Origin of the sequence: Escherichia coli DSM 30083 = JCM 1649 = ATCC 11775 (genome assembly GCF_003697165.2) — a bacterium.
In the GTDB taxonomy this organism is placed as follows: Bacteria; Pseudomonadota; Gammaproteobacteria; order Enterobacterales; family Enterobacteriaceae; genus Escherichia; species Escherichia coli.
The window spans coordinates 1-16,734 of sequence record NZ_CP033091.2 but is presented as its reverse complement, the minus strand read 5'-3'; the positions used below and the strand labels follow the sequence as shown (position 1 = coordinate 16,734).

Genomic DNA, 16,734 nt, shown 5'->3' with positions numbered 1-16,734 from the left:
CGGTGCAAAGAGCCAAACAGCAAGTATCACAGAACAGCATGTAAAAAAATCTTGAGGCTATTTCATGGCAATTATTAATATTTATTCTAAGAGACAAAGAAAAATTCGTGGCGAAGTAAATGACGTATATCAATATAACAATATTCCACATGCACTCAGGGTGCAAATAATTAAAATAATAACTGATTCTATCGGCTTCCCCTCTTCTAATGAACGCTACACATCGTATAGAAATGAAGCTGACAAAGTATATGCATATATCCATGAGATACTTTCTAAGGAATATGGTGTTTTTTCTTTGAAGGAATTTGCAAAGAATGACTTTGACGCTCTTGTCGACTTTTTCCTTAAAGAGAGAAATACAGAGAAATGCCTAGATTTCATAGAAATATGCTTCCAGATACTAGTGAGCCACGTTGCGAAAAACCATTATGAATTCAAAGACATAACAAGTCAAAGTCCTGGAGATGCAGTTATTGAACTAAATGAAAGGTTTAGAGAACATGGGGTTGGTTATCAGTTTGAATCTGAAGAGATAATAAGGATAGACTCTCAATTGATTCATGCTGATGTCGTAAAGCCAACCCTGATTCTTTTAAGTGGAGAACCCTTGTTTGAAGGCGCCAATGATGAATTCCTTGCTGCGCATGAGCATTACAGGCATAAGCGTTATAAAGAATGTCTAAATGATTGTCTGAAATCATTTGAAAGTATAATGAAAGCAATACATGATAAGAATAACTGGAAATATAGTCCTAATGATACAGCATCAAAACTAATAAATAGCTGTTTAAGTCAAAATTTAATTCCGGCATATTTACAAAGCCAGTTCACAAGTCTGAAAACAATGCTGGAAACAGGAATTCCAACCATCAGAAACAAAAATGCAGGTCATGGGCAAGGAGCTGATATTAAAGAGGTTCCGGAAGAATTGGTAAGCTATATGCTTCATCTTACTGCTACAAATTTACTATTTCTCTTAAAATGCGAGAAGAACATTAAGTGATGGTTCGCATAATGACGTTATGCTAAAGAGGCCGCTGCGGGAGGGATTTTCGCAGCGGCCTTTTCAATATATGGACATTTATAATGAGCCAGTGATTAGACATTTTCACTGAGCTTTGACAAACATTGTAGCATATGGATATGATCTGCACAGCATTCAGCTTCCAGAATCCGTACACTTTTCCACTCACACAGCTTTCTCAAAATACAGCCTATTGCTCTACGCTTCTCTCTGTAGAACACCTGTCTTCGGTATTTTGGCGCAAATACTATGTGATATTTACAGTTCCATCGGGTGTGCGCTAAGCTCTTTTCGTTCCCCATTGGGACCCCCTTTTGATTTCTTGTTTGACACTTGCAGTTGCCAGACCGCAAGGTGTTTTAACAAATCAAAAGGGGTTTTAATAACTGGCTCAAAGCTGAAAGCTTTCCGGAACCCCCAGCCTAGCTGGGGGTTTTCTATGCACAAGAAAACGGCTCCCTGTTGTAGAAGCCGTTATAGTGCCGCAGTTTAAGGAGCGGTCAATTGATCCTTAATTGCTCGGCATTACGCTATGCCGGTGGATATTTATCGAGTTTGATGACTGCTTTGATGATCACTTTTAAGAAAAGATATTTACACAGAATGGTAAACATGCTCGTGACACGCAATACTGCTCTGCTGAAGTGAATAGCATTGCGCTTAACAGTGATTTTTTGTTTTCAAGAGCAGGTAAAGCTCAAATGTCAATGGCTATGGTGTTTTCAGCTGTGGCTATTTTTCACTCCTTATTGCTCCTGGTTGTCCCCAATTAGACTTAAGGAAAGGTTGATGCCCCGCCAAACTCAAGATAAATTTTTGCTAGATTCTGCAACTGATTGAAGCGGTTTTCATCCAGTCGCAGCTCCGCCTGACGACGTTTTTCCTGAGCATCAAGCCAGAATGAAATACGTACTGCACCATGCCGGTAACGAACTTCGTTTAACCACTCTGACTTACGTGCAAGTTCCAGTTCTTCCCTGAGTCTTGTCTCCTGAAGCAGCAACTGGTTACGAAATGAAAGCGCGTCCTCTATACTGCTCATTGCCTTATAAAGTAGCTGTTTAAACTCCAGCACTCGCTGTTCGTAATCGTTACGGGCAATTTTTACCTCTATGTCCCGCTGTCGCCACTCCAGGAACGGTAGCGTCAGGTTAGCGCCTACGGAACCGACCGGATTATGCAGTAATGCCAGTAGCGAAGCGCTGCTGGTACCCAAAGCGCCTGTCAGGTTGAAGGTGGGGTAATATTCGCTACGCTTGATATCAACCGTAGCTAGCGCCTCACGCAACTGCCACTCTTTAGCACTTATGTCAGGCCGGCGCATCAGTATGCTGGCAGGAATATTCGCATTGACCTTAGGCAGGCTTCCTTTTGGCAGCGTTGTGGGCTCGACTATCTGGCAACCGGGCACGGTGCCGAGCAAAACGGCCTGCTGATTGAGTAGCTGTGAATGTTCTCGTTGTAGCCCTGTAAGCTGGTTCTCTTGCGTGAGCAGGTTTTGCTGCGCGTCAATCACATCCAGCGACGAGATATTTCCTGCACGATAGCGAACCTCGGCCAGACGCAGCGTCTCTTTTGCATAGTCAATACTCTGCTGGAGGGTGGTAATTTGTTGATTTACAAAACCGATACGCCAGTAATTATTGCTGGCCTCTGAAAGCAGCATCAGGCGCGCGGAGCGAAAATCTTCTTCACTGGCATGGACTGCCCACTCAGCAACATCACGCTGACGGGCAATTTTTCCCCAGAGATCCAGCTCATAGCTGGTGCCAAGGCTGGCAGAACCGCTTTTTGCCCAGCCGGACGAGTTATTCAGCTGTTTTTTTCCGTCCATACTCAGTGCCGCCTTTAGTGCAGGAGTATTGGTGATACCTGTTCTTTCCGCATCCAGCTGCGCCCGATGTATCCGCAGTGCAGCTATAGCTATGTCGTTATTACTTGTCATCACCAGGTGAAGCCAGTTATCGAGATTAGGATCGTTAAATTCTTCCCAGTCAAACGGGGATGTATTTCCGTCCACATCGCCCTTGGTCCAGTTGATGGGATAGTTCACTTCGGGAGCGCGATAGTCACTTTTCAGCACGTTTGTGCAACCTGAACAGAGTGCGGTGATAAGGCATAAAGTCAACGATGATAAAATTTTCATATATTATTCGCTGGCCAGTGAAATAACCGGGTCCATCCTTGCTGCCTTGCGGGCTGGGAGATACCCGAAGATTATGCCGATTAAGGTTGAGCAAAAAAATGCAGCAACAGCAGCCTGCCACGAATATATAGCTGCGAATATCCCGTCCGCCAGAGCGTTAAAGAGCGCACCTGTGATATACGACAGTGCAATACCGAGTGCGCCACCAATCAGGCAAACCAATACGGCCTCAATAATAAACTGTTGCATAATGTCGCTGCGTCTCGCGCCAACCGCCATTCGTACGCCAATTTCATGAGTTCGTTCCGTTACAGAAATCAACATGATGTTCATCACCCCGATACTGCCGATCATTAGTGAGATACATGCGACCATAAGAATTAAAATACTGAAGGTCATTGAGGTGTGTTCGATAGACTTTCTTATTTGTTCAAAGTTATAAAGCTGGAAGTCTTTTATGCCGTGACGCCGGGTTAATAGTTGGGAGATAGCGCTGATTGCAGCCTCGTTATCCACATTGTCTTTTAGCCTGACGCTAATACCGGTCAGAACTGGTTTACCCACAATACGGTACATCACCGTGCTGTAAGGCATCCACACAGTAATGCGATTTGATGCATCACTACGGTTGTTACTTTTAGCGATGCCAACCACTCGTGCTGGTACAGAACCAAGAAAGACTATTTGCCCCAGAGCCTGTAACCCTGTGTTGTCGAAAATGGCCTTACGAGTATTCTCATCGATAATAACTTCCTGTAGAGCGTTGCGATCGTCTCTAAAAGTAGTCCCTTGCAACAACTCAATACCTTTTACCCGGAAATGTTCCCGCCCAACGCCGTTAATGGACGCTATCGCAGATTTACCCAGAAAACGAATGTTGTCTGAAGCGCTAACTTCCGGGCTGACGCTATCGATAAACCCTTGCTTCGCCAGTGCATTTGCGTCAGCAGGTACCAATGTTCTAATACTCTCAATGCTGTCATCGAACAAATCCTGCCCGGGATAAATGCTGACCACGTTTGTCCCCAGACTTTTAATCTCTTCCAGTGTTTCTTGCCTGGCTCCTTCACCCAATGCCACAACAGTGACAACGGAGGCGATACCAAAAACAATCCCGATCATGGTAAGCGTGGTGCGTAAGCGATGCGTCTTCATCGCTTTTAGCGCCATTTGCATCGATTCACGCGTTCGATCGAGCAGTGTTTTCCAATAGCTTTGCCGGATTCTGTTGGTTTTTGGTAGTGTTTCCGTCGCAGATACGCAACCTCCACTATCAGCGATGATTTCGCCATCACACAGCTCAATGATTCGCTTTGCGTGCCGGGCGACCTTCATATCGTGGGTCACCATTACTACAGTATGACCACGTCGATTAAGTTCATTCAGAATGGCTAACACTTCTTGCCCGGATTGCGAATCCAGAGCACCAGTTGGCTCATCCGCCAAAATTATCTTTCCACCGTTGATCAGTGCTCGGGCAATACTGACGCGTTGCTGCTGACCGCCTGAAAGTTCGCAAGGTTTATGATGCTCACGTCCTTCCAGTCCCAGTCTGCCCAGCAACGCCGTTGCACGTTGCCGACGGCTGTCGCGTTCGCTGTTGGCGTAAATGGCCGGGATCTCCACGTTACCAAGTGCGCTAAGATCAGGTATCAAATGGTAGCGCTGGAATATAAAGCCAATGTGTTCCCGGCGCACTCTAGCCAGCTCATCGGGTGAAAGACAGGCGGCATTTTGTCCGTCGATGTAGTAATCACCTCTATTGGGTACGTCAAGGCAACCCATTATGTTCATTAAGGTTGATTTGCCTGAGCCAGAGACTCCAATGATTGCCACCATTTCTCCAGCAACGATTGTCAAATCGACATTTTTCAGGACGGTCCGCGTTTGATCTCCGTTGCCATAAGTTCGGCTAACCCCTTTTAACTCAATAAGTTTTTTCACAGCATAATCCTTTCTTCGGGCTCTTTCTTATCCGGCAGCGACAGCACGACATTTTCTCCGACATTTAAACCTTCGAGGATCTGAATATCCACGCTGTTCGTGATACCAGTTTTCACATTCCGGGGTTCCAGCCTGCCATCTGCTGCCAGCACCAGGACCTGTTGCTTCTTCCCCTCATTTCTGTGCACTGCCTGAATGGGTACCAGCAGTGTATTTTGGGCTTCATCAGTAATCAGGGTAACCTGAGCAGTCATGGCAATACGAAGTCGATTTTCTGGGTTAGGCACATCGAATAGAGCATTGTAATAAACGGACGCATTTGAAGTTCCGGAGCCTGATGCTGAAGTGTTGCTGGCGAGAGAGTCATCTTTCATTACCGATTCTGGTGCCAGTTCAACGGCACGCAGTGTTGCGCTGTAGTGCTTGTCCGGTTCGGAGAAGATAGAGAAGCGGGCTTTTTGCCCCACAGAAATACGGGTTATATCAGCCTCGGAGATCTGTGCTTTAATGGTCATGACATCCAGACGAGCGAGTTTAATAATTGTTGGGGCACTCTGGTTTGAGTTAACGGTTTGCCCTTGCTGAGTGACAATGGCAATAACAATTCCATCCATTGGCGCTACGACTCGCGTATATTCAAGGGCAAGCTTTTTCTTATCTACTTCTATCTGTGCCTGGACCAGTTTGGCATTCAGAGAATGTAATTCAGCGCGAGTGGTCGCAAGCATTGCCTCCGCAGACTCAAAATCTTCGTGTGAGCTGGCATTTTCTCTTAGCATCCGGAGCTGGCGTTTAAAACGCAGTTCAGCCTGTTTCAGGAGCGCCTGCTTGGATTGAAGTTCTGCTTTCACTTCGTTGAGTGCAGCTTCGGCATTACGCAAATCGTTACACTGAGGTAGGTCGTCAATTTCGGCAATCAACTGCCCTTTAGTCACATGGTCGCCCTGTTTCACTTTCAGTGATTTTAATTGCCCTGATACCTGTGCCCCTACGTTTACCCGTTCAATTGCATCAATACGGCCTGTCGCCAGAACAGAATTTTCTATATCGCCTTTGCGCACCGGGGCAGTAATATATTCTGGCACATCAGAGCTTCTCAGAAAGGTGAACAAAACGGTGATAATAATGATCAACAGTGTCAAGGTACAAATGATGGCGCGGTGAGAAATATATTTCATTAACATTGTCCATGTTTTCCATAACAATGAAAGTGGTATTCTGGGTTTTCTTAGTTAATGCCCAGCATCTACTGGAAAAATATACTTATTTGGAATTAATCATAATCAAGATTATTATTTATTTGCGTAAATTGGGCTAACCCCCTCTCGCTTTGTTTCAACAGTATTACTAATTACCGGGAAAGCCTGACAAGATTTCGTATTAAGGTGTTATCTACGCCCATTATACTTTAATACATCAAGTAATTAATTCACTAACCTCTCTTTCGTTTCACTGGACTTTACGGCTGTAAAATAGCTTTTATCTTGCAGATGAAAACTCTGCTCAGGAAAGTGCCTTTAGTTCTAATGGATGGTGAGTTTTACGCTTGTCTTTGTAACCAGGAAGAGAGGCGTAGACAGTAAAGTTCCTCGCTCCCTCATCTTGGCATTCGGTGAACTATAGACAAGAGTCAATAAACCAAACTGCAACAACATAGTCATTTTGGGAGTAAGATTATTAGTCTTAACGTCTCATATAGCTGGTATGAAGAAATTTTCATGTATACTTGATAAACGTATCGTCAACAACCGATAAAAAGTGAGCCATTTATATCTCCATCAATGATCTAATATTGAATCGCCACGGGTAGTCTTACTCCTTCCAAGTTGTTGATAATAATTGTTTTTATATTCTATTGTTGACATCTGTTCGCAGGAACCATGCCGACGCTTATTGTTATAAAACATTTCGATGTTCAAAAATATCGTTGGAGGCGTTTTCCCGCGTTCCGAAGAGCTTTTTCTTTATCCGTTCACGCTTCAGTAACTGGAAAAAATTCTGCAAGCGTATCGTGGTAATTACTGCGACGGAGCATACACTCCTCCAGGTCTTATGATTTCAGGAACGACTGTCATTCATGGCTTGTTTACTGACAACCAGCATCGTTTTTGGGGATTACGCCGCTATACAGGTGTGGTGCGGTGATGTGACCTATATCTGGACGGGTAAGCCCGGCGGGGTGATGTTCCACAGCGATACGAGCAGGCAGTTCCGGCAGTTATTGTGGCGATACCAGATCAGGCAGAGTATGAGCCGGCGCGGAAACTGCTGGGATAACAGCCCAATGGAACGCTTCTTCAGGAGTCTGAAGAACGAATGGATGCCGGTGGTGGGTTACGAAGCTTCTGCGAGGCCGCTCACGCCATAACGGTCTATATCGTTGGATATTACAGCGCACTAAGACCGCACGAATATAACGGTGGGTTATCCCCAAACGAATCGGAAAATCGATACTGGAAAAACTCTAACTCGGTGGCCAGTTTTTGTTGACCACTTCACACGTTCAATGTCGTTGATGACTTTAACTATGAGGCGTTGTCGATTGAAAACAATCTGAATCTGCCAGCTTCACAAGTGGTAGCGGTACTCTGTAGGTGAACCGCCCCGGGTTTCCTGGAGAGTGTTTTATCTGTGAACTCAGGCTGCCAGATCATCGTTTCCGATGGAAGCATAATAAGCTTTTTCTGCTTCTGCCGGAGGAGTATGGCCCAGCCTTTCCAGCAATCGTCGATTGTTATACCAGTCCACCCACGTGAGTGTGGCCAGTTCCACTTCTGCACGGTTTTTCCAGCTCTTACGGTGTATTACCTCCGCTTTGTAAAGGCCATTGATGCTCTCCGCCATCGCGTTGTCATACGAGTCGCCTGTACTTCCTGTTGATGCCAGTAATCCGGCTTCCTTAAGCCGCTGTGTGTAGGCCAGCGATACATACTGAGAACCTTTATCACTGTGATGGACTGTGCCGGACGGTCGACGGGCCCATAACGCCTGCTCCAGAGCATCCAGCACAAATGTCGTTTCCATAGACGATGAGACCCGCCACCCCACGATGTATCCGGCAAACACATCAATGATGAACGCCACATAGACGACCCCCTGCCATGTGCTGACGTAAGTAGAATCAGCCACCCACAACTGGTCAGGACGTTCTGCCACGAACTGACGGTTTACGCGGTCGCCTGCGACAACGGCTTTCCGGCTGATGGTCGTACGGACCTTTTTACCACGGAGAACACCGGCAAGTCCCATAACCGCCATGAGACGTGCCACAGTGCATCTGGCCACTCTGATACCTTCCCGTAACAACTGACGCCAGACTTTACGCACACCGTATACCTTGTGATTTTCATCGTATACGCGCTGTATCTCTTTCTTCAGCCAGTCATCGCGCTGCGCACGGGCACTGCGTTTATCCGGATGATGTCGCTGTTGCTGACAGTGGTAATACGTTGACGGGGCAATATGCAGTTCGCTGCATAGCGGTCCGACCCCGTACTGCTCACGCAGCTTATCCAGCAGTGGCATCATTTTTTCCAGAGGCGGTCGAACTCCGCCTTCGCAAAATAAGCGGAAGCCTGGCGAAGGATATCGTTACTGCGGCGCAGTTCACGATTTTCACGTTCCAGCTCTTTCAGACGCTGACGTTCAGCGGTGGTGAGCCCGCCATCACCGCCTCCGGTATCCCGCTCATGCTGGCGTACCCAGACACGCAGAGTCTCCGGTGTACAGCCAATCTTTGGGGCAATGGAACAAATTGCCGCCCACTGTGAGTCATATTCGCCCTGACTTTCCAGAACCATACGAATCGCCCTCTGACGGACTTCGGGGGAAAAACGAGTATTTTTAGTCATCCTGTTTACCTCTTTCTCAGGGAGTTTAGTCTCCAGGATTCCCGGGGCGGTTCAAGGATTGCGGAAAACCATGTCTATCCAGCTATGATTCGCATAGATTATGGCCAGGATTTTTTTTATCCAACACGGACGTAATGCGCAGAAAAACATGTAGTAAAACTGGAGATTACCCAATCAGGTAAGTTGGCGCAGAACGCTTTTATCGAGAGTTTTAACCGGACATACCGAACAAAAATACTCGGTTTTTGTCTGTTCAGAACGCTGGATGAAAAGCGGGAACTGGCGGCAAACTGGTTGTCAGAATATAACAGTGAACGCCATATCAACTACTTAACCATATGACACTGGAAGAACATCACTAACGCCATTATTTGGTCACGATCTCAAAAGGTGCATGGAACTAAAACGAGTCTGTTTACAACGCAAGATGGGTTATGTTATAAAGCAACATAAATGAGTTGGTAAGCATAAAGTAAAGAGGATAACTTATAGTGCTCCCCTTATTTAAAGCATTTTGTTTTTTTTGTATTCTATTGTTAGGCTCAGTATTAATTCGGGGTAATAATAATCTTATTTCACCAGTGGTTAGACAAGAATTTTTTTTATCGAAAAAAACAACCCCATCCTTTTATCAGAAAATTGATGCGTGCTTTAGCAACGTTAATCTTGACTTTACATACAAGTCTGTTGATTACTCAGCATCTACCATTTTGCAATACATTAGAAGATTAATAAGAAAGCTTTACATTAAATAAAAGAGATGCAATTATCAATAAAATAAGAATATCTCGTTAAGAAATATAGCAATATATATGATATTTCAGGAAATAAGTAATCATACATCTATTGATTTATAAAGTATTATTGGAAGGAAGTGTTACATGAACGATTTACGCACTCCCCTCCATTACACTAATAAACACCACCGACTTGGTATTTATAAATTTTCTAATAAAAGCATCATTTTCACTGAAACAAAATAAATATCAATCACTAAGATAATTAACTTATCTGAACAAGTAATCACACTCATATGTTATTAGTTTTCTTATTAATCAGAAAGGAGGGATTTATAAACCAGCAACTTTTTTTGTAGGTGGAGCCACGGTTGATTTCTGATATCAACCACCTGAGTTTATTTTCGTCGAATGGTAATGTCTTGTCGCACAAACGCTATCTGAATAATTAACTGTAATGGCGTTATTGGTATATTTGCCGACATTAACGCTAATAAAGACCCTGATTGCTTCATAATCGCAGGATTTGGCCATTTTGTCTCCCTTTAGATAAGAGTTAACAAAATAACCCCAGGAAGAAGGTACCGGTTTCCACGTTACAGACGTTCCCGGCATAAAGTGTCCGACCAGGGCCTTATTCGCAGTTACCAGCGCCCTGTATGCCCTGATATTTTCTGGAACATGGATGACCGGGGCAGTAATCATACCGGGTTTGACTGACTCCCCTGATATTCTGACATAAAAGGGAATAAATAAAGCGACATGTGGCCACATTGTAAACAAACGTTAAACAAAACAGCATTTTTCAGTTGACTACTACGAGTAAATAAAAAAATATTTATCAAAAACAAACGAGTGGAATGGAGTTAACTTGTCTATGTACTTAAAGATTCTTGCTACTGCACTCTCAGCTCCTGTAGCGTTTGCTGCACTGGCTTCTGATACTGGGCTTTCTTTTACACCGGAGAAAATCAGTACGGAGATTGATTTTGGCACTTTAAGTGGCAAGGCCAAAGAACGGGTTTATCTGCCTGAAGAAAAAGGGCGCAAAGCCAGCCAGCTGGACTGGAAATACAGTAATGCGCCAATTGTCAAGGGGGCATTTAACTGGGATCTGTTACCCAGAGTATCTGTCGGTGCCTCAGGGTGGACAACATTAGCTGGTCGTGGAGGCAATATGGTGGACAGGGACTGGCTGGATACGAGCAATCCCGGAACCTGGACTGATGAGAGTAAACATCCGAATACCCGTCTAAATTTTGCTAATGAATTCGACCTGAATATTAAGGGATGGCTCCTGAATCAACCAGACTATCAGTTAGGTCTTATGGCTGGTTACCAGGAAAATCGTTATAGCTTTACAGCAAAAGGAGGCTCTTATATCTATAGTAGTGAGGGAGGCTTCCGGGATGAAACGGGATCATTTCCAGATGGTGAAAGAGCTATAGGCTACAAACAACACTTTAAAATGCCCTATATAGGGTTAACCGGTAATTATCGGTATGATAGCTTTGAGTTCGGGGGGAGTTTCAAATATAGCGGATGGGTGAAGGCATCGGATAATGATGAGCATTACAACCCTGAGAAAAGGATCACCTATCGTAGCGATGTAAATAATCAGAACTATTACTCTGTCTCACTACATGCTGGTTATTATATTACACCTGCAGCTAAAGTTTATGTCGAAGGAACATGGAACCGTATTACTAATAAGAAAGGTGATACTTCTCTGTACTCCAGAAATTTGAATATATCTGATCACACCAAAAATGGTGCAGGCATTGAAAGCTATAACTTTATGACCACAGCTGGTCTGAAGTATTATTTTTAACCTGAAGCATGCCTGTTTTTAACTTTTTCATGACACTTTAAATATGATAAACAAAAGGCCAGCACTTCTGATGGTGGTCTTTTGATTTTTTATAATATGTGGAGGGTATATGTGCTCAACGATAAAAGTGTTTCTGTTAACTCTTGTATTTTTAAAGATGCTGCCCTGCCACTCTTCATGCATAACGACACAGTGTTATCGACATAAAAATAATTGATAAGCGATGTTAACAATATGAACTTTATTATAATTCTATTACTCGTCAATAATAAGAAGACCATCCAATAAAAACACACGCAATAACCTGAAGGATTCTGCCGTATAAAAATAAACATTGTTTTTACATTTAATCTCTCTTGATTTTGTTTAATCATTGTTTATGTAAGATAATTTATTTTTATAATGATCACATGAAAACAAAAGAGGTTAGATATGAAATTATTATTACTTACAGGTGCAACAGGATTTCTTGGTGGCGCGGTCCTGGATAAGCTGCTGGATAACTGTAATAATATAAATTTGCTACTTTTAGTACGAGCACCTACTCCACAAGCGGGACTGGAAAGAATTAAAGAAAATATGCGTAAATTTAATGTTTGTGAGGAAAGGTTGCATGCATTAACTAATGATAACATCTTGCCTGGGGATCTAAATAATCCGGAAGCCTTTCTCATGGATCCTCGTCTTGATGAAGTCACTCATGTTATAAACTGTGCGGCTATAGCTTCTTTTGGTAATAATCCTTTTATATGGAATGTGAATGTTACAGGTACACTTGCTTTTGCAAGAAGAATGGCAAAAGTGGCAGGACTGAAACGCTTCCTTCATGTTGGTACTGCTATGTCTTGTACACCTCATACGGGGTCGCTAGTTAAGGAAGAGTCTGCTTCATCAGAAACAGGTGAACATTTAGTGGAGTATACGCATTCAAAAGCAACAATAGAATATCTGATGCGTAAGCAGTGTCCTGATTTACCTTTGTTGGTTGCCCGACCATCAATTATTGTTGGCCACAGTCGTTTAGGGTGCTTACCTTCAACCAGTATTTTCTGGGTATTCAGAATGGGGTTAATGTTGCAAAAATTTATGTGCTCTCTGGATGATAAAATAGATGTTATCCCTGTAGATTATTGTGCTGATGCATTGCTAATGTTGCTTGAAAGCTCGTTAATTAATGGTGAGATTGTTCATATATCAGCAGGTAAAGAAAGTAGTGTGACGTTCTCTGCTATTGACGAAGCTGTAGCCCGTGCTTTGAACTGTGATCCTGTTGGAGACAGATATACTAAAGTCAGTTATGACATACTGGCAATGAGCCGTCATGATTTTAAAAATATTTTTGGTCCCTGTAACGAACGCCTTATGTTAAAAGCCATTCGTTTATATGGAGCGTTCAGTATGCTCAATGTTTGTTTCAGTAACGACAAGCTACTGAGTATCGGAATGCCTAAACCGCCAAAGTTTACTGATTATATTAAATACTGTATAGAAACGACAAAACACCTTTCAATTCAACAACAAATGGAAGTTGATTTTAAATAATATTTATCATAATCAGAATTATTGTTGGTGTTGCACTCATAATATATAAAAACGCCGAGGATATGACTTTGTCAATTAAAAATATAAAGCGCATTATTACGGCCTGGAAACCATCTACATTCGAAACGTACAAAAAAACTTTTGAAAAATACGGTGGTAGTGTAAACATGCATCCGGATGTTGTTTCATACTTTATGATACATCATGACTGGAAGTTTGATTTTTTTCACTATGAAAAAGATGGTGATATCAAAGGCTCATATTTTCTGTGCAATGGAAAACAAATTGGGATAATGGCAAGAAGGTCTTATCCTCTTTCATCTGATGAGGTATTAATTCCTTTTTCCCCACATGCAAGATGTTTTTTTCCGGATAAAACTAATAAATTATCAATTATAAATAAACAAAATATTATCAATGCAACATGGAAAATAGCCAGAAAAAAACAAAATTGTATTATAAAGGAATCTTTTTCACCTAAATTTGAAAAAACTCGCCGAAATGAAATCCAGCGATTTATCAGGAATGGCGGAGAGATTAAGTGTATAAGCAAGTTATCCGATAAAGAAATATCCAGCTCTTATATATCACTTTTTCATTCCCGGTTTGGAGGTACCCTACCTTGCTACGAATATGATAATCTGTTAATGTTTATTTCTCACTTACGAGAACTTATGTTTGGCCATGTGCTATTCTGGGATAATAAACCGTGTGCTATTGATATAGTACTGAAATCTGAAAGCTCATGTAATGTTTATTATGACGTTCCAAATGGTGCAGTTCTGAATGATGAGAATTGCATGAAACTAAGTCCGGGAAGTGTCCTTATGTGGCTGAATATAGATAAAGCGCGAAGGTATTGTCAGGATAATAATAAAAAGATGATATATTCTATCGGTGCATTCAGACCTGAATGGAAATATAAACTACTATGGTCTGTTCCCTGTAAGGTTGGTAAATGCTTATGTTAGAATATGTATAAAGGTAAGTAACTATATAAGAGCGTCCAGTCTGCAAATACTCCTCTAAACATGGAGGAGTAGATTTATAATATCATAACATTTACTAAATCGTTTTACATTAATTTCAAATTTGAAATTAATGTATTTTGATAACTATATATTTTTGATTCCGAAAACAGACATTTCTTTCTTTGAGTCAGGGCTTACACTCAAAATATTAATATTGTTTGTGTGAAGACATATTATTCAATAACGATGGTGAGAAATATCTGTACTTTTTCGCATAATCTAACCATTTACTTAATTGTTCATTCTGTGAACAGAATCTGTTTGTTATGTATCAGGTTGATGATGTGATTAAGCAGTCTGAAACCAGAGGAATATGGAGTCAGAAATTTTCAGTTGTCTTTTAAGGGCGTCTGCAGGATTTTTTCTCCGTTTCTGCCTGTCCTGGCATTACCCCAATTCTCCCAAAAACAGTAAACCAGCCCTCAGCCCGCACCATGACTGGCTTAAGACGGGATCCCAGCGGCAAAATGCGCCTTTACGTATTTGGTTTTACCCGCAATAATGCGTGATAATCAAACAAAAGGATCCGCGCGCTGCGATTTATTGTCGTGGAAGGATCCGGGCGTTCAGGTCAGAATACCTGTATCCATAAACAGTGCGTGTGCTACGTGAAAAATAACTCATGAACAATGTCATTCCCCTGCAGAATTCACCAGAACGCGTCTCCCTGTTACCCATTGCGCCGGGGGTGGATTTTGCAACAGCGCTCTCCCTGAGAAGAATGGCCACTTCCACGGGGGCCACACCGGCCTACCTGCTGGCCCCGGAAGTGAGTGCCCTTCTTTTCTATATGCCGGATCAGCGTCACCATATGCTGTTCGCCACCCTCTGGAATACCGGAATGCGTATTGGCGAAGCCCGGATGCTGACGCCGGAATCATTTGACCTGAATGGAGTAAGACCGTTTGTGCGGATCCTGTCCGAAAAAGTGCGTGCGCGACGCGGACGCCCGCCAAAAGATGAAGTGCGCCTGGTTCCGCTGACAGATATAAGCTATGTCAGGCAGATGGAAAGCTGGATGATCACCACCCGGCCCCGTCGTCGTGAACCATTATGGGCCGTGACCGACGAAACCATGCGCAACTGGCTGAAGCAGGCTGTCAGACGGGCCGAAGCTGACGGAGTACACTTTTCGATTCCGGTCACACCACACACCTTCCGGCACAGCTATATCATGCACATGCTCTATCACCGCCAGCCCCGGAAAGTCATCCAGGCACTGGCTGGTCACAGGGATCCACGTTCGATGGAGGTTTATACCAGAGTGTTTGCACTGGATATGGCTGCCACGCTGGCAGTGCCTTTCACAGGTGACGGGCGGGATGCTGCGGAGATCCTGCGTACACTGCCTCCCCTGAGGTGACGGCATACGCGCTTCCTTATATAAGCTGTGGTCAGCAGAACAGACATAACATAAGCTGGAGCATGTATATAAGCTGTAGTGAGTAAGTCATGTTTTATGAAGGGAGCAATGCCTCAGCATCAGGTTACGGGATCACTTACGTAAGGGACAGGCAGATGGCAGCTCAGCTACAGACAGCACTGCAGGAAACAGAATATAAACTGCAGTGAGCAGACCACTCACTGCACCGGTTAATATAAGCTGTAGTCAGTAAAGGAGCGCTCTTCACTGACTACAGTTTATGTTCAGCGGGATTTGAAGAGTTTTTCCAGGTCATCCAGCGTGATGCCCAGTTTCTCAAGCAGGGCAAGCTTCTCCGCCATCTCCGGACTGACTTTTTCCGCAGGTGAAGGTTGCAACGGATTTTCCTTACTCTCGTCATTCGGCGCTTTTAACCGGGGACGCCGGTAGTGAATACAGAAGAATTTTGTCCGCCCCCGCTGGATCTCCGTGTAATCAAGATATCCAATCTCGCGCAACTGCTCCATTGCCCGTCTGACCGTCTGGTTCTGGGAAAATACAGGAGACTTCAGATTGAGGCGTGCACGCAGCCGCGCCAGCGATATCGGTGCCGGATCCCGGGGCAGGCTCTCTATAAAGGTGTAGAGTGCCTGGGCGGACTCCCGTCGCTTCAGGGCATTAATCGCCTTAAGCTGGAGAAGGACTTTTCTGTCAAACTGGTACAGTTCAAACAGGCGGGGATCGGCCTGTAACTGCACAATATCCCGCTCAGTATCGTAGTAAGCTGACTGTACCAGATGGGTGATATATTCCCGGGTGTGCTTCTCATCGGTACGGGAAAACGAAATCACGGTACCGGCAATGCGCTTCAGGGAAGGGCTGATGCGCTCACGCAGCCTGCGGGATGACTGGCTTGAAGGTATACCACACAGTTTTGCAAACTCAACAAAAGGCAGTTCAACTTTGTCACCAATCACGTTATGGCGGGCAAAGGAATGAATGATCCCCACCCAGGTCTTGAAATCATTATCCATATCCAGGCGGGGGCCGGTGATCTCAACCTTATCGAATCCCTCAGCACGGGCCAGGGAAAGACGTGTCAGCTCTTCCGTGGCATCAGTACGTGACAGTGTATTTTTTTTACTGTTCTTCAGTGATTTAAGGGTCGGTACAAAAACGCCCAGACGCATCAGCGCCACAGGTTGTACGGTGTTGTTATTGTTTGGTGTCAGTGTCACCAGCTCACCGGAGGACTTATCCAC

10 protein-coding genes, 4 pseudogenes and 1 other annotated feature are annotated in these 16,734 nt (G+C 43.9%); of the genes and pseudogenes, 7 read left to right on the top strand and 7 right to left on the bottom strand.

The genetic code is table 11. From position 1 onward, the window contains the following. Window positions 1-64: 64 nt before the first annotated feature. Complete coding sequence (locus tag EAS44_RS00090) at window positions 65-1,006, top strand: STM4504/CBY_0614 family protein (protein ID WP_000974762.1); 942 nt, start codon at window positions 65-67, stop codon at window positions 1,004-1,006. A 128-nt stretch (window positions 1,007-1,134) separates the two neighbouring features. Here the strand turns inward: EAS44_RS00090 and tnpA are convergent. The 5 genes and pseudogenes from tnpA to EAS44_RS25440 form a co-directional block, all read right to left on the bottom strand. Continuing rightward, a pseudogene (tnpA, locus tag EAS44_RS00085) lies at window positions 1,135-1,329 on the bottom strand (IS200/IS605-like element IS200C family transposase); the annotation flags it as partial. A gap of 473 nt (window positions 1,330-1,802) precedes the next feature. Beyond that, window positions 1,803-3,173 carry a TolC family protein gene (locus tag EAS44_RS00075; RefSeq protein WP_001312828.1) on the bottom strand — a complete coding sequence of 457 codons (1,371 nt, stop codon included), beginning with the start codon at window positions 3,171-3,173 and terminating at the stop codon, window positions 1,803-1,805. A 3-nt stretch (window positions 3,174-3,176) separates the two neighbouring features. Continuing rightward, on the bottom strand, window positions 3,177-5,117 hold the full coding sequence (locus EAS44_RS00070) for a MacB family efflux pump subunit (RefSeq protein WP_000733252.1): 1,941 nt from the start codon (window positions 5,115-5,117) through the stop codon (window positions 3,177-3,179). Beyond that, window positions 5,114-6,301 carry an efflux RND transporter periplasmic adaptor subunit gene (locus EAS44_RS00065; protein WP_000928804.1) on the bottom strand — a complete coding sequence of 396 codons (1,188 nt, stop codon included), beginning with the start codon at window positions 6,299-6,301 and terminating at the stop codon, window positions 5,114-5,116. Before EAS44_RS00065 ends, EAS44_RS00070 begins: the two co-directional genes overlap by 4 nt. A gap of 594 nt (window positions 6,302-6,895) precedes the next feature. Further along, a pseudogene (locus EAS44_RS25440) lies at window positions 6,896-7,164 on the bottom strand (IS3 family transposase); the annotation flags it as partial. Between the two features lie 81 nt (window positions 7,165-7,245). On the opposite strand from EAS44_RS25440, the pseudogene EAS44_RS00060 reads away from it, so the two are divergent. Then, window positions 7,246-7,607 (top strand): annotated as a pseudogene (locus EAS44_RS00060) (integrase core domain-containing protein); the annotation flags it as partial. 147 nt (window positions 7,608-7,754) lie between these two features. Here the strand turns inward: EAS44_RS00060 and EAS44_RS00055 are convergent. Continuing rightward, window positions 7,755-8,968 (bottom strand): IS3 family transposase gene (locus EAS44_RS00055; protein WP_182638387.1). Its coding sequence is split into 2 segments (ribosomal slippage): window positions 7,755-8,680 and window positions 8,680-8,968, totalling 1,215 coding nucleotides; the frame shifts between segments, so codons are not numbered across the junction. Beyond that, window positions 8,571-8,687: a sequence feature (AL1L pseudoknot), on the bottom strand. (Overlaps the previous gene by 117 nt.) 138 nt (window positions 8,969-9,106) lie before the next feature. Between EAS44_RS00055 and EAS44_RS00050 the strand changes: the two are divergent. From EAS44_RS00050 to EAS44_RS00010, 5 genes and pseudogenes are all read left to right on the top strand, one after another. Further along, window positions 9,107-9,330: pseudogene (locus EAS44_RS00050) on the top strand (integrase core domain-containing protein); the annotation flags it as partial. A 1,252-nt stretch (window positions 9,331-10,582) separates the two neighbouring features. Continuing rightward, entirely contained in the window at window positions 10,583-11,536 is a 954-nt protein-coding gene (locus EAS44_RS00035) for an omptin family outer membrane protease (RefSeq protein ID WP_000280980.1), read from the top strand. A gap of 432 nt (window positions 11,537-11,968) precedes the next feature. Further along, a complete protein-coding gene (locus tag EAS44_RS00025) occupies window positions 11,969-13,078 on the top strand; it encodes an SDR family oxidoreductase (RefSeq protein WP_000771475.1) in 1,110 nt (369 codons plus the stop codon). Between the two features lie 68 nt (window positions 13,079-13,146). Beyond that, window positions 13,147-14,049: an antimicrobial resistance protein Mig-14 gene (locus tag EAS44_RS00020; protein ID WP_001350955.1), complete on the top strand. Its 903-nt coding sequence runs from the start codon at window positions 13,147-13,149 to the stop codon at window positions 14,047-14,049. Window positions 14,050-14,731: 682 nt separating this feature from the next. Beyond that, window positions 14,732-15,472 carry a tyrosine-type recombinase/integrase gene (locus tag EAS44_RS00010; RefSeq protein ID WP_001066953.1) on the top strand — a complete coding sequence of 247 codons (741 nt, stop codon included), beginning with the start codon at window positions 14,732-14,734 and terminating at the stop codon, window positions 15,470-15,472. A 284-nt stretch (window positions 15,473-15,756) separates the two neighbouring features. Here the strand turns inward: EAS44_RS00010 and EAS44_RS00005 are convergent, their stop codons facing one another. Next, the gene (locus EAS44_RS00005; RefSeq protein WP_202888961.1) at window positions 15,757-16,713 is read right to left on the bottom strand and encodes a RepB family plasmid replication initiator protein; all 957 of its coding nucleotides are present in this window, start codon (window positions 16,711-16,713) and stop codon (window positions 15,757-15,759) included. Window positions 16,714-16,734: the final 21 nt, after the last annotated feature.